Origin of the sequence: Oryzisolibacter propanilivorax (assembly GCF_900103645.1) — a bacterium.
GTDB classification, from domain to species: domain Bacteria; phylum Pseudomonadota; class Gammaproteobacteria; order Burkholderiales; family Burkholderiaceae_C; genus Melaminivora; species Melaminivora propanilivorax.
The window spans coordinates 29,243-48,809 of sequence record NZ_FNHP01000010.1 but is presented as its reverse complement, the minus strand read 5'-3'; the positions used below and the strand labels follow the sequence as shown (position 1 = coordinate 48,809).

The following is a 19,567-nucleotide window of genomic DNA, read 5'->3' as shown; positions in this document are numbered from 1 at the left end:
GGGGCGGCGATTATCGTCCAGCCGGCGCGGCGCAGGGGCGTGGCGGGTGCAACGTTAGAATGCCCTGTTTCGCTGCCGCTGGAGGACGCGGGTGCCGGCTGTGCCGGGTCCGGCCTTGACGTGGCGGCAGGTCCGTATCCATTCATCTAGGAACTGCGGCCGCTCAGGGCGCCACGCCGGCGTGCGCAGCGGCCCTGCCCGCATGGCCACCAACTTCCTCACCAAGATTTTCGGCAGCCGCAACGACCGGTTGCTCAAGCAATACCGCAAGACCGTCGCGCGCATCAACGCCATGGAGCCGGAGTACGAGGCTCTGAGTGACGAGGCGCTGCGCGGCAAGACGCAGGAGTTCAAGGAGCGTGTCGCGCGCGGCGAGAGCCTGGACGCGCTGCTGCCCGAAGCCTTCGCGGTGGTGCGCGAGGGCTCCAAGCGCGTGATGAAGATGCGCCACTTCGACGTGCAGCTGATCGGCGGCATGGCGCTGCACTACGGCAAGATCGCCGAGATGCGCACCGGCGAGGGCAAGACCCTGACCGCCACGCTGCCGGTGTACCTGAACGCGCTGTCGGGCAACGGCGTGCACGTGGTCACCGTGAACGACTACCTGGCCGGGCGCGACGCACAGTGGATGGGGCGGCTGTACAACTTCCTGGGCCTGACGGTGGGGATCAACCTGCCGCAGATGCCGCGCGAGGAAAAGCAGGCTGCCTACGCCAGTGACATCACCTACGGCACGAACAACGAGTACGGCTTCGACTACCTGCGCGACAACATGGTGTACGACGCGCGCGAGCGCGTGCAGCGCCAGCTGAACTACGCCATCGTCGACGAGGTGGATTCGATCCTGATCGACGAGGCGCGCACGCCGCTCATCATCAGCGGCCAGGCCGACGACCACACGGCCATGTACGTCGCCATCAACCAGATCGTGCCGCTGCTCACGCGCCAGGAAGGCGAGGCCGACCCGCGCACCGGCGAGGGCGTGACCAAGCCGGGCGACTTCACCGTGGACGAAAAGACCCACCAGGTCTTCCTGACCGAGCAGGGCCACGAGAACGCCGAGCGCATCCTGGCCGACGCCAAGCTGATCGCCGAGGGTGCGACGCTGTACGACCCGGCCAACATCGCGCTGGTACACCACCTGTACGCCGCGCTGCGCGCGCACCACCTGTACCACCGCGACCAGCACTACGTGGTGCAAAACGGCGAGATCGTCATCGTCGACGAGTTCACCGGCCGCCTGATGGCGGGCCGCCGTTGGAGCGAGGGCCTGCACCAGGCGGTGGAGGCCAAGGAAGGCGTGACCATCCAGGCCGAGAACCAGACCCTGGCCTCGATCACCTTCCAGAACTACTTCCGCCTGTACGCCAAGCTCTCGGGCATGACCGGCACGGCCGACACCGAGGCCTACGAGTTCCAGGAAATCTACGGCCTGGAGACGGTGGTCATCCCGCCCAATCGCCCCAGCCGCCGCGACGACCAGCTCGACCGTGTCTACAAGACCACGCGCGAGAAATACGAGGCGGCCATCGCCGACATCCGCGAGTGCCACGAGCGCGGCCAGCCGGTGCTGGTGGGCACCAGCTCGATCGAGAACTCGGAGATCATCGACGAGCTGCTGACCCGCGCCAACCTGCCGCACCAAGTGCTGAACGCCAAGCAGCACGCGCGCGAGGCGGACATCATTGCCCAGGCCGGCCGGCCCGGGATGATCACCATCGCCACCAACATGGCCGGCCGCGGTACCGATATCGTGCTGGGCGGCAACGTGGAAAAGCTGATCGCCGCGCTGGATGAGGACGACAGCCTCAACTCCGAGCAGCGCGCCGCGCGCACCGAGCAGCTGCGCGCGCAGTGGAAGGAAGACCACGACAAGGTTTCGGCACTGGGCGGCCTGCGCATCATCGCTACCGAGCGCCATGAATCGCGCCGCATCGACAACCAGCTGCGCGGCCGTGCCGGCCGCCAGGGCGACCCGGGCTCGTCGCGCTTCTACCTGAGTCTGGACGACCAGCTGATGCGCATCTTCGCGGGCGACCGCGTCAAGGCCATCATGGACCGCCTGAAGATGCCCGACGGCGAGGCCATCGAGGCCGGCATCGTCACGCGCAGCATCGAGAGTGCCCAGCGCAAGGTCGAGGCGCGCAACTTCGACATCCGCAAGCAGCTGCTGGAGTACGACGACGTCGCCAATGACCAGCGCAAGGTCATCTACCAGCAGCGCAACGAGATCCTGGATACGGCCGAGCTGGCCGGCCTGATTGACGCCATGCGCGACGACTGCCTGACCGACGTGGTGCACCAGTTCGTGCCGCCCGAGTCGGTGGAAGAGCAATGGAACCTGCCGGCGCTGGAAAAGGCCTTGGCCACCGACTGGCAGATCGAGCTGCCGCTGCAGCAGCTGGTGCAGGGCTCCGAGGCGATCACCGACGAGGACATCCTGGACAAGGTGCTGGCCGCCGCGCGCGAGGCCTTCCAGGCCAAGGTGGCCATGGTCGGGCAGGAGAACTTCCTGCAGTTCGAGCGCATGGTGCTGCTGCAGAGCTTCGACACCAACTGGCGCGACCACTTGGCGGCGCTGGACTACCTGCGCCAGGGCATCCACCTGCGCGGCTACGCGCAAAAGCAGCCCAAGCAGGAATACAAGCGCGAGGCGTTCGAACTGTTCCGCCAGCTGATCGACCAGGTCAAGAACGAGGTCACGCGCGTCATGATGACCGTACAGGTGCAGTCGCCCACCCAACTGGACGAAGCCGCGCAGGCCATGGAGGAGCGCGGCGAGGGCAGCATCGCCAACGTGACCTACAGCGCTCCCGGCGAGGATGGCAACCCGCAGCAAAGCGGCTCGGGCAGCCCCGACGGGGACGATGCCGCCCGCCAGGCCCAGCCGGGCGTGCGCGTGGGGCGCAACGACCCCTGCCCGTGCGGCAGCGGCAAGAAATACAAGCAGTGCCACGGCAAGCTGAACTAGAGAACAACCCCCTGGAGCCGCTGCGCGGCTTCTCTCTTCTCTGGCGCGCTGCGCGCTGGGAAGGGAGACGACTCCAGCGCGCTGGGGCGGCCCTTGCGCGGTATCTGCTGGCGCGGGTTGCGCCAGTGGCATGACGTAGCGCGTATGTTTGACCTTTGAAGAAAGACGATCCATGCCTGTGAATCTCTCCGCTCCCGTTGCACAAGACCTGCACCCTGTCGCGGGCGTGCGCATCGGCGTGGCCGAGGCTGGCGTGCGCAAGGCCGGTCGCAAGGACCTGACGGTGTTTTTGCTGGACGAGGGCGTCACGGTGGCCGGCGTGTTCACCGAGAACCGCTTCTGCGCCGCGCCGGTGCAGGTCTGCCGCGAGCACCTGCAGGCGGGCGGCGCCATCCGGGCGATGGTGGTCAACACCGGCAACGCCAACGCCGGCACCGGCGCCGATGGCCTGGCGCGTGCGCGCGCCACCTGCGATGCGCTGGCCGGTCAGCTGCGGCTGCAGCCGGCGCAGGTGCTGCCGTTTTCCACCGGTGTGATCATGGAGCCGCTGCCGGTGGAGCGCATCGTCGCCGGCCTGCCCGCCGCGCTGGCCGACGCCGAGGAGCAGCACTGGGCACGCGCCGCCGAAGGCATCATGACCACCGACACGCTGCCCAAGGCGACCAGCCGGCAGGTCAAGATCGGCGGGCGCACGGTGACCGTGACCGGCATCAGCAAAGGCGCCGGGATGATCCGCCCGAACATGGCGACCATGCTGGGCTTCATCGCCACCGACGCCTGCATCGACCCGGCGCTGGTGCAGCCGCTGGTGCGCGCGCTGGCCGGTGCGTCGTTCAACCGCATCACCATCGACGGCGATACCTCGACCAACGACTCGTTCGTGCTGGTCGCGACGCAGCGCGCGGGGCACGCGCCCATCACGGCGCTGGACAGCGAGGACGGCCGGCAGCTCTACGCCGCGTTGCTGGCGGTGGCGCAGCAGCTGGCCCAGGCCATCGTGCGCGACGGCGAGGGCGCGACCAAGTTCATCACCGTGCGCGTCGAAGGCGGCAAGACCGCCGCCGAATGCCGCCAGGTGGCCTACGCCATCGCGCACTCGCCGCTGGTCAAGACCGCGTTCTTCGCCAGCGACCCGAACCTGGGCCGCATTTTGGCGGCGGTGGGCTATGCGGGCATCCAGGATCTGGACCAGACGCTGATCGACCTGTACCTGGACGACGTGCACGTGGCCGTGCAGGGCGGGCGCAACCCGCAGTACCGCGAGGAAGACGGCCAGCGCGTGATGCGCGGCAGCGAGATCACCGTGCGCGTGCTGCTGGGCCGCGGCGATGCCCAGGCCACCGTCTGGACCTGCGACCTGAGCCACGACTACGTGACCATCAACGCTGACTACCGCTCCTGAGATTGCTCCTGATTCAATAGCTGTAGGCCGTTATATATAAAGGGCTAGAGGCCAAAATGACTCCAAACCTTGAGCGCCTGATCGATCGTGCCGAGCAACTCATGGCGCGCATCGAGGCAGCGCTGCCCGGACCTTTGTCGGCGCCCGACTGGACGGCCGCCGCTGCCTGGCGCTACCGCAAGCGCGCCAGCGGCCATGGTGCCCTGGAGCCGGTGCGCCAGGTGGCGCAGATGCGCCTGCAGGACCTGAAGGAAATCGACGCGCAAAAGGAGAAAGTGCAGCGCAACACCGAGCAGTTCGTGCATGGGCGCAGGGCCAACAACCTGCTGCTGACCGGCGCGCGCGGCACCGGCAAGTCCTCGCTGATCCGTGCCTGCCTGCACGAATATGCGCCCCATGGATTGCGCCTGATCGAAGTCGACAAGACCGACCTCACGGACCTGCCCGACATCGTCGAGGTGGTCGCCGGGCGGCCGGAGAAGTTCATCGTCTACTGCGACGACCTGAGCTTCGAGGAAGGCGAGGGCGGCTACAAGGCGCTGAAATCCATCCTGGACGGCTCGGTGGCCGCGGCGACGCCCAACGTGCTGGTCTATGCCACCAGCAACCGGCGCCACCTGCTGCCTGAGCAGATGAAGGACAACCTGAGCTACTCCACCAGCGCTGATGGCGAGATCCATCCCGGCGAGGTGGTCGAGGAAAAGATCTCGCTGTCCGAGCGCTTCGGCCTGTGGGTCAGCTTCTATCCGTTCAGCCAGGACGAATATCTGGCGATCGTCAGCCAGTGGCTGTCCAGCTTCGGCGTGCCGCCGGGGGAGATCGAGGCCGCGCGGCCCGAGGCGCTGGTCTGGGCACTGGAGCGCGGCTCGCGCAGCGGCCGCGTGGCGCTGCAGTTCGCACGCGACTACGCCGGGCGGCGCGGCAGCCCTACGGCATGAGCGTGGCGGCGCAGCGCATCGATGTGGCCGCAGGGGTGCTGCTGCGCGCAACTGATGGCGCCTTTTTGATGTCCACCCGCCCGACGGGCAAGGTGTGTGCGGGCTGCTGGGAGTTTCCCGGCGGCAAGGTCGAAGCCGGAGAAACGGTGGAGCAGGCCATCGGGCGTGAATTGCACGAGGAGCTTGGCATCACCGTGCAGCAGGTCGAGCGCTGGCAAGTCACCGAGCACGATTACCCGCACGCCCGGGTGCGTCTGCACTGGTGCAAGGTGCGCGCCTGGCAAGGGGACTTCGAGATGCGCGAAGGCCAGGCGATGTGCTGGCAAACCTTTCCGCTGACGGTCACCCCCATCCTGCCCGGCGCCTATCCGGTGCTGCAGTTGCTGGCGCGCGAGCGCGGCGCCTCGTTTTCGCCGGTGGCCTGAGCGTTTTGCGGGGCATGCCCTGTACAGAACGGGCCTGGCGGCAGCCAGGGACTGTGCAAGGACGGTCGCCTGTACGGCGGTGTGCGCGTCATGCACCGGCATCCACGGCCATGCCGCGTTGATTGTCCCGCGCTGCCGTGGGTTTGGGACAGCCTTCCAATATCGCGCTCAAGGTCACCAGCCGCCGGTGAACCTTACAGAAAACTGACGCCAAAACGGGCGCGAATGTGCCATGAGGGGCTTACAAAGGTCTGACAAACCGAGCAATTCAGGCAAGTATTTGTTTCGGGTTTTCTCCCTGTGGCATCTGATCTGCGTCACGTTTAATTGATTTCGCGTCATCGCCTGCCAATGGCGTCGGTTTCCAGACACAGTGTTGCCGCATGGACAGGTTATCGGCTAGGTGCCGGTGTCAGCGGGCTTGCCCGAACGTGGATGCACTGTTTTTCCCAACCAGCGGGCATCGCTTGGCCCGGTGGGCATTCATTGCCACAACGAGGAGACACATGTCCAAGACGCGATTCGAAAATGGCTCTGCTCCCTATGTTTCCCGCCGCACTGCGCTGCAGGCCGGCGCGGGTCTGGCCCTGACGGGGGTGGCCGGTGTGCGCTGGGCGTTCGCGGCCGACAAGCCGGCAATGGGCACCTGGCCCGCCGGCTCGCAGGGCAACACGGTGTACATCGGCGCCGCAGTGCCGCTGACCGGGCCCTACGCTGTGCAGGGTGAGGACGAGCGCAAGGGCATGGAGCTGGCCATCGAGCACATCAACGGCAACCACGAGCTGATGAAAAAGCTGGCGCCCAAGATCAACAACGGCGTGCTCGGCAAGAAGGTCGGCTTTCTGTCGGCCGACTCGGCCGCGAAACCGAACCAGGCGCTGCAGGTCGAGCAGACTTTCATCAACCAGAACAAGATCATCGCCATGATCGGCTCGACCTCGTCGGCCGTGGCGGTGGCGCTGAACAAGTTCGCGCAGCGCGAGAAGATCCTCTACATGGCCGGCATTTCGGGATCGAACGACACCACCGGCAAGGACTGCGTGCGCTATGGTTTCCGCCAGGGCGTCTACGGCGAGATGTGCGCTAACGCCATCGGGCCGATTCTGGTCAAGCAGTTCGGCAAGAACCGCAAGGCGGCCTTCATGACGCCCGACTACACCTATGGCCACACCACGACCGAATCGGTGCGCGAATTTCTGGTCAAGCAGGCTGGCTGGACCATGGTCACCAACCAGGTCTCGCCCTTGGGCACGCAGGACTTCAGCCAGTACCTGACGAATATCGCCAACGCGGGCGCCGACTTCCTGATCAATGTGAACTGGGGCCGCGACGCGGTGCTGTCGAGCCAGCAGGCCAAGCAGTTCGGCCTGCTGCCCAAGATGACGCTGGTGCTGCCCTACCAGATCCCGTTCTTCGCGCGCGAGGCGGGCGTGGACATCAGCGAGGGCGTGTTCGCAGCCACCGACTTCTGGTGGACGCTGGAGGACAAGTACCCGCTGGCCAAGATGTTCGTCGAGTCGTTCCAGAAGAAGTACGGCTACCGGCCCGAGTGGGGCGCCGAGAACGGCTACATGAGCTTCGCGCACTGGGCGCGCATGGTCACCGAGGCCAACAGCTTCTACCCACCCGACGTCATCAAGCAGTGGGAAAAGGGCGATCCGGTGCCCCACCTGCTGGGCGACTTCCACTACCGCCCGCAGGACCACCAGTACGTGCGTCCGGTCATCATCGTCCGCGGCAAGGCCAAGAAGGACATGAAGAACCCGGAAGACTTCTGGGACGTGGTGGAGGTGGTGCCGGGCGACAAGGTCATCCAGCCGGCCGATGCCTTCGGCTGCAAGCTGGGCGACTACACCTGACCGCCGCAGGGCCGGTGGCGGGTAGCGAGCTGCTGCCGCCCGCACCGGCCCGTCCGCCCGCAGGCATCCTCACTGAGCCAGGCCGCTCCGGCACACCGGGGCGGCGGGCCGGATGTTGCCTGCCGTCCGCTTCTCACCGTTTCACGAGCAAAGGCAGGTCAGCGTGATCAACTGGGCCAACTTCATCTCACAGTGCTTCAACGGGCTGGTTCTCGGCGCCCTGCTGGCGCTGATCTCCTCGGGGTTGACGATCATCTACGGCACGCTGGGGGTGCTCAACCTGGCGCACGGTGCCATGTTCATGCTGGGTGGCTACGCCGGCTGGGTGGCCTATACCTATACCGGCTCGTTCATCGTCGCTGTGATTGCCGGCTCGCTGTTCGTCATGGTCGTCGGCCTGGTGATGGAGCAGCTCATCATCCGCCACTTTTATTCCCGGCCGCACGAGGACCAGTTGCTGGTCACCTTCGGCCTCGGCATCGTCTTCGTCGAGGCCGTGCGGTTTTTCTTTGGCAGCCTGTCCAAGACCGTCCCGCCACCGGCGCCGCTGACCGGCATCACGCAGCTGGGTTTCATGGTGTACCCGACCTACCGCATCGGGCTGTTGTTCATCATCGCGGTGGCGCTGTTCCTGCTGTACTGGGTGCTGTATCGCACGCGCATCGGCATGATCGTGCGCGCCGGCATCGAGGACGCGGTCATGGTCGACTCGCTCGGCATCAACGTCTACCGGGTGTTCATGCTGGTTTTCGGCATCGGCGCCATGGCGGCAGGGTTTGCCGGCATCGTCAACGCGCCGGTCGTGTCGGTGGCGCCGGATGTGGGCGACGCGATCCTGGTGCAGACCTTCGTGGTGGTGGTGATCGGGGGCGTCGGCTCCTTTCCGGGCGCCATCCTGGGAGGGCTGATCGCGGGCGAGATCATCAGCCTGACCTCCATGGTCAACCCTGCCTACTCGTACGTCATGCTGTTCGTCGCCATGACTCTGGTACTGGTACTGCGCCCACGCGGCCTGCTCGGCAGCGTCGGCCGCGAATGAGGAAAGTCCATCCATGATCCGACACCGTCCTTTCCTGGTCGAGGCGCTGACCATCGCAGCGCTCGTCGCGGCCCCCTTCGTGCTGCCCCACATCGGCTTCTCGCCGGCCACCATCAACCGCATCCTGATCTGGGGTCTGGTCGGCATCGGGTTCGACCTGCTGTTCGGCTACACCGGGCTGCTGTCGTTCGGCCAGTCAGCCTTCTTCGGCTCCGGGGGCATGTTCGCCGCCTACCTGCTGACGCAGACGTCGTTTTCCAACGCCATCGGAGCGCTGCTGCTGGGCACTCTGTTCGCGGGCGTGATCGGCTACGGGATCGGCCTGATCGCCCTGCGGCGCACCGGCATCTATTTCGCGATGATCACGGTGGCGATTGCCGAGGTGTTCTTCTTCCTGGAGTTCAACCCGCTGTCCGAGTACACGGGTGGCGAAAACGGGCTGCCGGGCGTGCCTTCGCCCAGCCTCAGCCTCGGCTTCACGACGCTGAAATTCTCCAGCAACCTCGAGATGTATGCCTTCTTCGCGTTCTGGTATTTCGTGGGGCTGGTGATTGCGCTGCGCATCGTGCGCTCGCCCTTCGGGCTGGTCATGCGCGCCATCCGCGAGAACCCGATGCGCGCCGAGGCGCTGGGTCACAACATCCGCAGCTACAAGCTGGTGGTGTTCGTCATCGCGGCGATGTATGCCGGATTCGGTGGCGGCCTGCTGGGCATGATGCAGGGCTTCATGCCGCCGGATGCGTTCATGTTCGCCACGTCCGGCGAGATCGTCATGCAGACGGCGATCGGCGGGGCGGGCACGCTGTTCGGCCCCCTGCTGGGCGCCATCGTTTGGCTGTACCTGAGCGACTTCTTCCAGACCGTGCTGAATCTGGGCGCGACCTGGCGGCTGATCCTGGGCATCGTCTTCGTGCTGCTGGTGTGCTTCCTGCGCCGCGGTCTGGCGGGTGCGATCGCCGACGTGTACCACATGCTGCGCCGCCGCAGTGCCACTGCGGAAGCTCCTGTTTCCCCTGTCTCTTCCATCGTTGCTGCACCACGGGCGCCGGCTGCACATGGCATCGCGAACGAGCCGGTCATGATCAAGACAACCTCTGGCAAGAGCGGCCCGATCCTGACCGCCACGGGCCTGACCAAGCGCTACGGCGGCCTACTGGCCAACAGTGACATCAACTTCACCGTCAACCACGGCGAGATCCGCGGCATCATCGGCCCGAACGGCGCCGGCAAGAGCACCTTCTTCAAGATGCTCACCTGCGAAGTCAAGCCGACCTCCGGGCGCATCACCTTCGACGGCCGCGACATCACCGACATGAACGTGATCGACGCCTGCCAGCTGGGCCTGACCAAGAGCTACCAGATCAACCAGCTGTTCGAGCGCTTGACGGTGCGCCAGAACCTGACCATCGCCGCGCTGGGCGAGTTGCGCGGCAAGTTCCGCCTGGACCTGTTCCGCAGTCTGTACAAGGTGCCCAAGCTCAACCGCCTGGTCGAGCAGACGGCGGCGCTGGTGAACCTGACGGCGCGGCTCGACGCACCGGTCTCGGAGCTGGCGTATGGTGAGAAGCGCCGGCTGGAGATCGGGCTGGCGCTGGCGACATCGCCCAGCCTGCTGCTGCTGGACGAGCCCCTGGCCGGCATGAGCCCGCAGGAGCGGGTGGAAACCGTGGCCCTGCTCAAGTCCATCGCGCGCGGGCGCACGCTGGTCATCATCGACCACGACATGGACTCGCTGTTCGAACTGGTCGAGAAGGTGACGGTGTTGCAGGAAGGCCGCTTGCTGGTCGAGGGCACGCCGGAGGAAATCAAGTCCGACGCCAAGGTGCAGGAAGCCTACATCGGCGGTGTCTATGAGGAGGTGGCATGAGCCTGCTCGAAGTCCAGGGATTGAACAGCTACTACGGCGACAGCCACATCCTGTTTGACGTGGGTATGCACGTCGAGAAGAACGAGGTGGTGGCGCTACTCGGCCGCAACGGCGCGGGCAAGTCCACAACGTTCAAGAGCCTGATGGGGGTGGTGCGGCCACGCAGCGGCAGCGTGCGCCTTGATGGTGTGGAACTGGCGGGCAAGAAGGCGCACGCCATCGCGCGCCTGGGGATGCAGCTGGTACACGAAGAGCGCCGGGTGTTCGGCAGTCTCACCGTGGAGGAGAACATCATCCTGGCCGGGCTCACGGCCGAGAACAGGTGGCCCCTGGCCCGCATCTACGAGATGTTCCCGCGCCTGAAGGAGCGCTGCCGCAGCCGTGGCACCGACCTCTCAGGCGGCGAGCAGCAGATGCTGGCGATCGCCCGCGCGCTGGTGCGTGATCCGAAGATCATCCTGCTGGACGAGCCGTTCGAAGGCTTGGCGCCGGTGATCGTCAAGGATCTGGTGCGCATCTGCCGTGAACTGGCGCATGCCGGGCAGACCATCGTGCTGATCGAGCAGAATTTGGTGGCGACCTTGACGCTGGCCCAGCGGGTCTACATCCTGAACAACGGGCATGTGGCGCATGAGGGATCGGCGGCCGAGCTGAAAGCGCAACCCGAGATCATTCAGCGCTACCTGGGCGTGTGAGCGCGAAAGGGTAAAACCATGACCGCGGCCTATGTGGTTGGACGAGTGTCGGTGAAGGAATCCCACTCGTGGGCGCTGTACCGCGGCCAAGTGAACGCCACCCTGGAGCCATGGGGTGGAGAGCTATTGCTGCGCGGCCGGAAGGTTGCAGCCTTGTCCGCAATGGATGAGCAATACAGCGACATCGTGGCCATTCGATTCCCCGACCAGGCAGCGGCACGCGGCTGGTTCGATTCGCCACAGTACCAAGCGCTGATCGCCCTGCGCTCGAATGCTGCAGACGTGGTGCTGACGCTTTATGAGTCCTGAGAGATGCCAGGGTCCTGGCCGGAATCTTCGCTTTCTCCCGTGTCCGGAACGCGGAAATCCTCTGCGGCCCAGGCACCCAGGTCGATCTGCTTGCAGCGTTCACTGCAGAACGGACGAAAGCGATTGGCCGGAATGAACAGGCTGGGACCGCCACAGGTCGGGCAGGCGACCCGGCGAGGTTCGCCAGCGGAGGTAGGAGAGGAGTCGGTGGACATGCCAGCAGAGTTCAAGCGCACAACGCGAGTTCAAAAGCCGCGTCATCGGAGCTAGGGACCAGGCGTCCCCCTGGTTCCTGGCGCATCAGGCGCACGGACACCACCAGCCGATTGCCGCTGATCTCCGGGATCAGCTGCAGCGCCGGATCAATTGCCAGGCGCAACAGCTGGAACGTGCGTCCCTGCGGCAGATTTTGCTGGAACTGTCCGCGCTCGGCCGCCACCTTCTGAGGCAGCCCGGCATCGCGCAGCAGCCGCAGCAGCAGCATCACCGCCTCGGCCAGCGGCCCGAGCGTGGCAACCCAGCCTTGCAGGTCATGCTGCCGCCGCTCCGCCGGCAACTGCTGCCAGGCATAGTAGGCAGGCAGGTCGAAGCCGCAGGTGCCACCGGGAATTCCGATGCGGCTGCGTATGCTCATCAGCCACTCGTTTTCGGTCAGTGGCTGGCCGGCCTTGCCGCTTTGCGCATTCAGACTGGCAAACGCTGTGTCCAGCTGGGCGATCACGCCCTCCAGCGCTGCCTCTGAAATCGACGGGTTGCCGCGAAAGCCCTCCAGCTGGTGCTTGTGCCGCTCCAGATCCTTGAGCACGTCGGCCTTCAGGTCGGCACGCGCGGCCACGTCCATGACCTCGAACACCGTCACCAGAGCGTAGTGGTGGTCCAGCGGATGTTCGCGCGCCATGAGTTCGCCCAGGCGGCGAAACAGCTGCTCCAGGCGCAGGTAGGTTCTCAGGCGTTCGTTGAAGGGGTATTCGTAGAGGATCACGCTGCGGGATTTCTGCGACGGACGCAGGGCATGAAGACTGGCGGTTTTCATCATAGCCCGAAGTGCGCCGCCACCTGGCGTGCCTGCGTTTGCAACTGCTCCAGCGCCAGGCCATCATTGAACACCAGCCAGTCGGCTGCACTGCGGCGCAGGGCGCGCGGGCTCTGCGTGGCCATGATGGCGCGAACCGCGGCCACGTCCAGGCCGCTGCGCGCCTGTACGCGCGCGATCTGCACCTCCTCGGGACAATCCACTACCAGCACCGCGTCCAGCCGTGCAGCCCAGCGGCTGGACTCGGTCAGCAGCGGAATGTCCAGCACCACCAGCCGGTGGTGGGACCGGATTGCGGCTTCAACCGCGGCATCGACTGCCTGGCTGACCAGCGGGTGGACGATGGCTTCCAGCCGGGTACGCGCCGCAGCGTCGGCGAAGGCGAGCGCGCGCATGCGCGCGCGGTCCAGGGCGCCGCTGGCGTCGATGAATTCGCTACCGAAAGCGGTACGCAGCGGGGCGATCGCCGCGCCGCCGGGCAAGGTCACGCCGCGGGCCAGGGCGTCCGCATCCACCAGCGCCGCGCCGCAGCCCTGCAGCATGGCGGCGAAGGTGCTTTTGCCGCTGCCGATGCCGCCAGTGACCCCCAGGTGCACGGCCCGCCTGCTCATGCCAGTCCCATCAGCCCCAGCACGCCGTGCATGATGCGCTGCGGTCCCCACAGCAGCACGGCAAAACCGCCCCCGGCCAAGAATGGACCGAAGGGCACGTACTTGCCCTCGCGCAGGCTGTTGGCGAACTTCATGGCGATGCCTACCACGGCGCCGATGACCGACGCCAGCAGGATGATCGGCACCAGTGCCTGCCAGCCGAACCAGGCGCCCAGTGCGGCCAGCAGCTTGAAGTCGCCGTAGCCCATGCCTTCCTTGCCGGTGGCCAGTTTGAAGGCCCAGTACACACTCCACAACGTCAGGTAGCCGGCCGCGGCGCCCAGCACCGCGTCTTGCAACGGCACGGCGGTCAGCCCGGCTGCAGAGGCCAGTAGGCCGCCCCACAGCAGTGGCAGGGTAATGTCGTCGGGGAGCAGGGTGGTGTCCCAATCGATGGCCGTGAGCGCCACCAGCGCGGCGCAGAAAGCGCACCAGGCGGCCGTGCTGGCCGACCAGCCCCAGCGCTGCGCGCAGGCGAAGAACAGCGCGCCAGTGGCTAGTTCGATCAGCGGGTAGCGCACGCTGATGCGCGTGCGGCACGCCGAGCAGCGCCCGCGCAGGAACAACCAGCTGAGCACCGGGATGTTCTCGTACCAGCGCACACCGTGGCCGCAGGACGGGCAGCGCGAGCGTGGCGTCCACAGGTTGAAGCGCTCCGGCTGCGCCGCAGGGTTTGAGGCGCCCTGAGGCAGCAGGCCCGCGTCCCGCCCGTACTGCGTGCATTCGGCCGCCCACTGGCGCTCCATCATCAGCGGCAGCCGGTGCACCACCACGTTCAGGAAGCTGCCCACCAGCAGCCCCAGGATGCCGACCAGCGTGGCATCCGTCAGGATCGAACCCGTCATCAGACCACCTGGCCCAGCTTGAAGATTGGCAGGTACATCGACACCACGATGCCGCCGATGATGGTGCCCAGGAAGACGATGATGATCGGCTCCATCAGGCTGGACAGGCCGGCGACCATTTCGTCTACATCCTGCTCATAGAAGTCAGCGGCCTTGCCCAGCATGTGGTCCAGCGCGCCGGATTCTTCGCCAATGGCGGTCATCTGCAGCACCATGGACGGGAAGACGTTGGTGTTTCCCATGGCCGCAGTCAGGCTGGTGCCGGTGGAGACCTCCTGCTGGATCTTCTCGGTGGCCGATGAGTAGACATAGTTGCCGCTGGCGCCGCCCACCGAGTCCAGCGCCTCGACCAGCGGCACGCCGGCGGCGAACATGGTCGACAGGGTACGCGTCCAGCGCGCCACAGCGGACTTGTTGATCAGGTCGCCGAAGATGGGCAGCTTGAGCATGGCCCGGTCCAGCGCCTGCTGCATGCGTTCGTTGCGCTTCCAGGCTTGCATGAAGAAGTAAAAGCCCCCACCCAACGTGCCGAAGATCAGCCACCAGTAGGCGACGAAGAACTCGCTGATGGCCATGACCAGCAGCGTGGGCGCCGGCAGATCGGCGCCGAAGGAGGTAAAGACTTCCTTGAACGCCGGAATCACGAAGATCATGATGATCGTGACCACGACGAAGGCCACGACGATGACCGAGATCGGGTACATCAGCGCCGAGCGGATCTTGGACTTGATGGCCTCGGTCTTTTCCATGTAGAGCGCCAGCCGGTCCAGCAACGTCTCCAGGATGCCCGCAGCCTCGCCGGCCTCGACCAGGTTGCAGTACAGGCTGTCGAAGTACATCGGGTACTTGCGGAACGCCGCGTTCAGCGAGGTGCCGGTTTCCACATCGGCGCGGATGTCGTTGAGCAGCTTGGTCACGCTGGGGTTGCTGTTGCCGCGCCCGACGATGTCGAAGGACTGCAGCAGCGGCACCCCGGCCTTCATCATGGTCGCCATCTGGCGCGTGAACAGGGCGATGTCCTTGGGCTTGATCTTCTTGCCCGCACGCATGCGCCGCTTCTTGATCTTGGTCGGTAGCACGCCCTGGCGGCGCAGCGTCGCCTTGACCTGGTTCTCGCCGGCGGCGCGCACCTCGCCGCGCACGGTCTTGCCGCTGCGGTCCTTGCCCTCCCATTCAAAGACAACGTCCTTGATGCCCCTGGATGCAGCCGTGGCCATCTGCTCGCTCCCCCTCGGTGTGCCGTCACTCGTTGGTGACGGCGAGTACTTCTTCCAGCGAGGTCACCCCCAGCCGTGCCTTGTGCAGCCCTGAATCGCGCAGCGAGCGCACGCCCTCGCGCCGCGCCTGGGCGGCAATGTCCAGCGCACTTCCGTCGCGCAGGATGATCTGCTGCATCTCCTCGCTGATCGGCATGACCTGATAGATGCCGACACGGCCCTTGTAGCCGTTGTTGCATGCCGTGCAGCCCACCGGGCGGTAGGTCACCCACGAGCCATCGATTTCTTCTTCGCGGTAGCCGGCATCCAGCAGTGCCTCGTGCGGCACCTCGGCCGGCTGCTTGCACTGTGGGCACAGGCGCCGCGCCAGGCGCTGCGCGGTGATCAGGATGACGCTGGAGGCGATGTTGAACGGCGCGATGCCCATGTTGCGCATGCGCGTGAGGGTGGTCGGCGCGTCGTTGGTGTGCAGCGTGGACAGCACCAAGTGGCCGGTTTGCGCGGCCTTGATGGCGATGTCGGCGGTTTCCAGGTCGCGAATCTCGCCGACCATGATGATGTCCGGGTCCTGGCGCAAAAAGGCGCGCAGGGCGGCCGCAAAGGTCAGGCCGGCCTTCTCGTTCACGTTGACCTGGTTCACTCCGGGCAGGTTGATTTCCGACGGATCCTCGGCGGTGGCGATATTCACCCCCGGCTTGTTCAGCAGGTTCAGGCAGGTGTACAGCGACACTGTCTTGCCGGAGCCGGTCGGGCCCGTGACCAGAATCATGCCGTAGGGCCGGCCGATGGCGGTGAGCAGGCGCTCCTTTTCTTCCGGCTCGTAGCCCAATGCCTCGATGCCCAGGCGCGCACTGCTGGGGTCCAGGATACGGATCACGATCTTCTCGCCGAACAGCGTGGGCAGTGTGCTGACGCGGAAGTCGATGACCCGGTCCGGGCCGACCTTCAGCTTCATTCGGCCGTCCTGGGGCACGCGCTTTTCCGAGATGTCCAGGCGCGAGATGACTTTGATGCGCGAGGCCAGTTTTTCCTTGATGGCGATAGGCGGAGTGGAAATTTCGCGCAGCTCGCCGTCGATGCGAAAACGCACCCGGTATTGATGTTCGTAGGGTTCGAAGTGCAGGTCGGAGGCGCGCATGTTGAACGCATCCAGCAGCATCTTGTGCAGGAACTTGACGATCGGCGCATCTTCGACCTCGGACGAGCCTCCCTGGGGCTCCTCCTGCTCCTGATCCGGCTGCATGTCGTCGAAGTCGAAATCCATGTCGGCCGCGGCCTGCATGGATTCATCGCCCTTGGTCGCGGCCTCGATGAGTTTGAGCAGCTTGTCGTGCTCGGCAATCACCCAGTCCACGCCCATCTGCGTGGTGAATTTGATCTTCTCTGCGGCTTCCTGGTGTGTCGGATCGGCCGTGGCGACGATCAGTCGGTTGCTGCGCTTGGCCAGCGCCACCACGCCATAGGCCTTGCACAGCTTGATGTCGAGCAGCTCGCGCGAGACGCGCAGGGGATCGATTGCATCCAAGTCCAGCAGAGGTGCGCCGAAGATGCCTGAGACCGTGTGCGCCAGGTCGGCCGCATTGATGGTGCCGCTGGCGATCAGGGTGGCAATGAAGCTGGAACGACTCGACTGCGCCTTGCGGAACAAGTCTTCAGCCGTCTGCTGGTTCAGTCGGTCCACGGACATCAGCGCGCGCGCCAGCCCTGGCAGGGCGACGGGCGGAGTTTGCTTGGAAGGGCTGTTGACGGCGGCCATGAAACCAGCGATCTGTCGTGGGAGGGGCAGCGGGCATCCTAACATCGCCCGTCAGCCGTCAGATCGGGAGCTGCCCGGCTTGTCCGGCGCTTTTCCCGGCCTTCCCGGGACGGTGCTGGACCGGCCCGGGACACGGCGATCAGCCCGCCTGCACGGCCGTGATCGCGCGCAGGATGGACTCGCTGGTGGCAGGCGCCATCAGCGGCGGGTCAACGCGGTGTTGCCCCACTGCCGACACGGCATCGCGGATGGCAAAGAACACCGAGAACGGCAGCAGCAGCGGCGGTTCGCCCACAGCCTTGCTGCGGTGGATGCTGTCATGGACGTTCTGGCCCTGGTACAGCTGACAGTGCAATACTGGCGGACAGTCATTGGCCGTCGGAATCTTGTAGGTGCTGGGGGCATGTGTGGTCAGCTTGCCGCTGGTCGGGTGCCATACCAGTTCCTCCGTCGTCAGCCAGCCCATGCCCTGGATGAACGCTCCCTCGATCTGGCCAATGTCCACCGCCGGGTTCAGCGACTTGCCGGCGTCGTGCAGGATGTCGGCGCGCAGCAGTTTCCATTCGCCGGTCAGCGTGTCCACCAGCACTTCGCTGACTGCGGCGCCGTAGGCGTAATAGAAGAACGGCCGGCCGTGCATGGTCTCGCGGTCCCAGCTCAGGCCCGGGGTGGCGTAGAAGCCATCCGACCACAACTGCACGCGCTCCAAGTAGGCTTGGGTGATGAGTGAGCAGAACGGCAGCTCCTGGCCATTGACCTGCACCGCGTCGTTGGCGAAGCGCACGTCCTCTGCCCGGCCGCCGTGCAGCCTTGCCGCCAGGGTGGCCAGGCGTTCGCGGATCTGCCGCGCTGCGTCCTGCGCCGCCTTGCCGTTCAAGTCGGCGCCCGTCGAGGCCGCCGTGGCCGAGGTGTTGGCCACCTTTTCCGTGTCCGTGGCCGTGCAGCGCACGCGCTCGAAATTCACTCCCAGTTCGTGCGCCACCACCTGCGCCACCTTGGTGTTCAGCCCCTGGCCCATTTCCGTGCCGCCATGGTTCACCAGGATGGAGCCGTCGGCGTACACGTGCACCAGTGCTCCGGCCTGGTTGAAGTGCTTGACGTTGAACGAGATGCCGAACTTCAGGGGCGTGAGGGCAATGCCACGCTTGAGCACCGGGCTGCTGGTGTTGAAGGCATCAGCTTCGGCGCGGCGGCTGCGGTAGTCACTCTCGGATTCCAGCTGCGCGGTCAGCTCGTGGATGATGTTGTCGTCCACCGTTTGCCCGTACGGCGTGACGTTGTTCTCGGTCTTGCCATAGAAGTTAATGCGGCGCACATCCAGCGGATCCTTGCCCAGATGGCGTGCGACGGAATCCAGGATGTTTTCGATGGCAATGGCACCCTGCGGGCCGCCAAAACCGCGAAACGCGGTGTTGGACTGGGTGTTGGTCCTGCCCGAGTAGCCGTGCATCGACACATCGGGCAGCCAGTAGGCATTGTCGAAGTGGCACAGTGCGCGCGTCATGACCGGGCCGGACAGGTCGGCCGAGTGGCCGGCACGCGAGATCATGCTGATCTCGGCCCCGAGCACCTTGCCCTGGTCGTCGTAGCCGACTTCATAGTCATACCAGAAGCAGTGACGCCGGCCGGTGATCATGAAGTCGTCGTCACGGTCGACACGCAGCTTGACTGGTCGGCGCAGGCGACGCGCAGCCACTGCGGCCACGCAGGCGAACAGGCCCGATTGCGACTCCTTGCCGCCAAAGCCGCCACCCATCCGGCGGCACTCTACATGCACATGGTTGGCCGGGACGTGCAGGGCATGGGAGATCAGCAGCTGCATTTCGCTGGGGTGTTGCGTGGAGCAGTACACGTGCATCCCGCCGTCCTCTTTTGGGATGGCGTAGCTGATCTGTCCTTCCAGATAGAACTGCTCCTGCCCACCGACCGAAAAGCTGCCTTTGAGGCGGTGCGGGGCACGGGCGATGGCGCCCTGCGCGCCGCCTTCCGTGGTCGAGCGCGCCAGATGCATGGGACGCAGCACGTACTGGCCCAGCTCATGCGCCTGTCGGGGTGAGATCACCGGGGTCTTGGCCTCGATCTGCAACACATCCTTGGCCAGGGCCGCCGCACGCCGGGCTGCGTCGCGCGTTCGCGCCAGGACGGCGAATACGGGCTGGCCAAGGTAGCGGATCTCGCCATCGCACAGGATGGGGTCATCGTGAATGATCGAGCCGCAATCGTTGACACCCGGAATGTCTTCGGGCGTGATCACGGCCACCACGCCGGGCATGGCCCGCACAGGGTTCAGCGACATGCCTGTCAGCTGGCCGCTGGCCACAGGAGACAGTCCCAAGGCACAGTGCAGGGTACCGGCCAGTTCGGGCAGGTCATCGATATACGCGGCTTCGCCGGCCACATGCAGGTGCGCCGATTCGTGCGGACGGCTCACGCCCACCCGTGCGCCAGCGCGCTCGGCTTGTGCTTCGGCCATGCGGTCCACGCGCAGTTCGGTATTTTTTAGGTAGTGGCTGAAAACCTGCGCGCGCTGCAGCACCTTGGGATCCAGTGGCTTGTTCATT

At 65.7% G+C, this 19,567-nt stretch carries 16 protein-coding genes; 9 read left to right on the top strand and 7 right to left on the bottom strand.

From position 1 onward, the window contains the following. The first annotated feature begins 202 nt into the window (after positions 1 to 202). The 9 genes from secA to BLQ61_RS14530 all read left to right on the top strand — a co-directional run bounded on the left by secA (position 203) and on the right by BLQ61_RS14530 (position 11,505). Positions 203 to 2,971 carry a preprotein translocase subunit SecA gene (secA, locus tag BLQ61_RS14570; RefSeq protein ID WP_091571866.1) on the top strand — a complete coding sequence of 923 codons (2,769 nt, stop codon included), beginning with the start codon at positions 203 to 205 and terminating at the stop codon, positions 2,969 to 2,971. 172 nt (positions 2,972 to 3,143) lie between these two features. Continuing rightward, entirely contained in the window at positions 3,144 to 4,373 is a 1,230-nt protein-coding gene (gene argJ / locus BLQ61_RS14565) for a bifunctional glutamate N-acetyltransferase/amino-acid acetyltransferase ArgJ (protein WP_091571864.1), read from the top strand. A gap of 56 nt (positions 4,374 to 4,429) precedes the next feature. Beyond that, a complete protein-coding gene (locus BLQ61_RS14560) occupies positions 4,430 to 5,311 on the top strand; it encodes an ATP-binding protein (RefSeq protein WP_091571861.1) in 882 nt (293 codons plus the stop codon). Continuing rightward, entirely contained in the window at positions 5,308 to 5,736 is a 429-nt protein-coding gene (locus BLQ61_RS14555) for an NUDIX domain-containing protein (RefSeq protein ID WP_091571858.1), read from the top strand. The genes BLQ61_RS14560 and BLQ61_RS14555 overlap by 4 nt, the downstream gene beginning before the upstream one ends. Positions 5,737 to 6,242: 506 nt before the next feature. Beyond that, positions 6,243 to 7,595 carry a substrate-binding protein gene (locus BLQ61_RS14550; protein ID WP_091571856.1) on the top strand — a complete coding sequence of 451 codons (1,353 nt, stop codon included), beginning with the start codon at positions 6,243 to 6,245 and terminating at the stop codon, positions 7,593 to 7,595. 112 nt (positions 7,596 to 7,707) lie between these two features. Further along, complete coding sequence (locus BLQ61_RS14545) at positions 7,708 to 8,634, top strand: branched-chain amino acid ABC transporter permease (protein ID WP_245704079.1); 927 nt, start codon at positions 7,708 to 7,710, stop codon at positions 8,632 to 8,634. A gap of 13 nt (positions 8,635 to 8,647) precedes the next feature. Continuing rightward, positions 8,648 to 10,501, top strand: a complete 1,854-nt coding sequence (locus BLQ61_RS14540) for a branched-chain amino acid ABC transporter ATP-binding protein/permease (protein ID WP_091571852.1) — start codon at positions 8,648 to 8,650, stop codon at positions 10,499 to 10,501. After that, the gene (locus tag BLQ61_RS14535; protein ID WP_091571846.1) at positions 10,498 to 11,196 is read left to right on the top strand and encodes an ABC transporter ATP-binding protein; all 699 of its coding nucleotides are present in this window, start codon (positions 10,498 to 10,500) and stop codon (positions 11,194 to 11,196) included. The genes BLQ61_RS14540 and BLQ61_RS14535 overlap by 4 nt, the downstream gene beginning before the upstream one ends. An 18-nt stretch (positions 11,197 to 11,214) precedes the next feature. Further along, the gene (locus BLQ61_RS14530) at positions 11,215 to 11,505 is read left to right on the top strand and encodes a DUF1330 domain-containing protein (RefSeq protein WP_091571843.1); all 291 of its coding nucleotides are present in this window, start codon (positions 11,215 to 11,217) and stop codon (positions 11,503 to 11,505) included. Here BLQ61_RS14530 and BLQ61_RS14525 read toward each other — a convergent pair. The 7 genes from BLQ61_RS14525 to xdhB all read right to left on the bottom strand — a co-directional run bounded on the left by BLQ61_RS14525 (position 11,493) and on the right by xdhB (position 19,566). Then, the gene (locus tag BLQ61_RS14525) at positions 11,493 to 11,720 is read right to left on the bottom strand and encodes a DNA gyrase inhibitor YacG (RefSeq protein WP_091571840.1); all 228 of its coding nucleotides are present in this window, start codon (positions 11,718 to 11,720) and stop codon (positions 11,493 to 11,495) included. The two genes, BLQ61_RS14530 and BLQ61_RS14525, sit on opposite strands and share 13 nt — an antisense overlap. Before the next feature lie 11 nt (positions 11,721 to 11,731). Beyond that, entirely contained in the window at positions 11,732 to 12,487 is a 756-nt protein-coding gene (gene zapD, locus BLQ61_RS14520) for a cell division protein ZapD (protein ID WP_091572078.1), read from the bottom strand. A 50-nt stretch (positions 12,488 to 12,537) separates the two neighbouring features. Beyond that, complete coding sequence (gene coaE / locus BLQ61_RS14515; RefSeq protein ID WP_091571838.1) at positions 12,538 to 13,149, bottom strand: dephospho-CoA kinase; 612 nt, start codon at positions 13,147 to 13,149, stop codon at positions 12,538 to 12,540. Beyond that, entirely contained in the window at positions 13,146 to 14,033 is an 888-nt protein-coding gene (locus tag BLQ61_RS14510; RefSeq protein ID WP_091571835.1) for a prepilin peptidase, read from the bottom strand. Before BLQ61_RS14510 ends, coaE begins: the two co-directional genes overlap by 4 nt. Further along, the gene (locus tag BLQ61_RS14505; protein ID WP_091571832.1) at positions 14,033 to 15,250 is read right to left on the bottom strand and encodes a type II secretion system F family protein; all 1,218 of its coding nucleotides are present in this window, start codon (positions 15,248 to 15,250) and stop codon (positions 14,033 to 14,035) included. The genes BLQ61_RS14510 and BLQ61_RS14505 overlap by 1 nt, the downstream gene beginning before the upstream one ends. Positions 15,251 to 15,275: 25 nt before the next feature. Beyond that, positions 15,276 to 17,006, bottom strand: coding sequence for a type IV-A pilus assembly ATPase PilB (pilB, locus tag BLQ61_RS14500; protein ID WP_091571831.1), 1,731 nt, complete (start codon positions 17,004 to 17,006; stop codon positions 15,276 to 15,278). Between the two features lie 139 nt (positions 17,007 to 17,145). Further along, complete coding sequence (gene xdhB / locus BLQ61_RS14495) at positions 17,146 to 19,566, bottom strand: xanthine dehydrogenase molybdopterin binding subunit (RefSeq protein ID WP_091571828.1); 2,421 nt, start codon at positions 19,564 to 19,566, stop codon at positions 17,146 to 17,148. Position 19,567 lies beyond the last annotated feature (1 nt).

What these genes read in the sequence shown, in the direction of transcription:
- secA (WP_091571866.1), top strand. Translation starts at nt 203, where the DNA reads ATGGCCACCAACTTCCTCACCAAGATTTTCGGCAGCCGCAACGACCGG.
- argJ (WP_091571864.1), top strand. Translation starts at nt 3,144, where the DNA reads ATGCCTGTGAATCTCTCCGCTCCCGTTGCACAAGACCTGCACCCTGTC.
- BLQ61_RS14560 (WP_091571861.1), top strand. Translation starts at nt 4,430, where the DNA reads ATGACTCCAAACCTTGAGCGCCTGATCGATCGTGCCGAGCAACTCATG.
- BLQ61_RS14555 (WP_091571858.1), top strand. Translation starts at nt 5,308, where the DNA reads ATGAGCGTGGCGGCGCAGCGCATCGATGTGGCCGCAGGGGTGCTGCTG.
- BLQ61_RS14550 (WP_091571856.1), top strand. Translation starts at nt 6,243, where the DNA reads ATGTCCAAGACGCGATTCGAAAATGGCTCTGCTCCCTATGTTTCCCGC.
- BLQ61_RS14545 (WP_245704079.1), top strand. Translation starts at nt 7,708, where the DNA reads ATGTTGCCTGCCGTCCGCTTCTCACCGTTTCACGAGCAAAGGCAGGTC.
- BLQ61_RS14540 (WP_091571852.1), top strand. Translation starts at nt 8,648, where the DNA reads ATGATCCGACACCGTCCTTTCCTGGTCGAGGCGCTGACCATCGCAGCG.
- BLQ61_RS14535 (WP_091571846.1), top strand. Translation starts at nt 10,498, where the DNA reads ATGAGCCTGCTCGAAGTCCAGGGATTGAACAGCTACTACGGCGACAGC.
- BLQ61_RS14530 (WP_091571843.1), top strand. Translation starts at nt 11,215, where the DNA reads ATGACCGCGGCCTATGTGGTTGGACGAGTGTCGGTGAAGGAATCCCAC.
- BLQ61_RS14525 (WP_091571840.1), bottom strand. Translation starts at nt 11,720, where the DNA reads ATGTCCACCGACTCCTCTCCTACCTCCGCTGGCGAACCTCGCCGGGTC.
- coaE (WP_091571838.1), bottom strand. Translation starts at nt 13,149, where the DNA reads ATGAGCAGGCGGGCCGTGCACCTGGGGGTCACTGGCGGCATCGGCAGC.
- BLQ61_RS14510 (WP_091571835.1), bottom strand. Translation starts at nt 14,033, where the DNA reads ATGACGGGTTCGATCCTGACGGATGCCACGCTGGTCGGCATCCTGGGG.
- BLQ61_RS14505 (WP_091571832.1), bottom strand. Translation starts at nt 15,250, where the DNA reads ATGGCCACGGCTGCATCCAGGGGCATCAAGGACGTTGTCTTTGAATGG.
- pilB (WP_091571831.1), bottom strand. Translation starts at nt 17,006, where the DNA reads ATGGCCGCCGTCAACAGCCCTTCCAAGCAAACTCCGCCCGTCGCCCTG.
- xdhB (WP_091571828.1), bottom strand. Translation starts at nt 19,566, where the DNA reads ATGAACAAGCCACTGGATCCCAAGGTGCTGCAGCGCGCGCAGGTTTTC.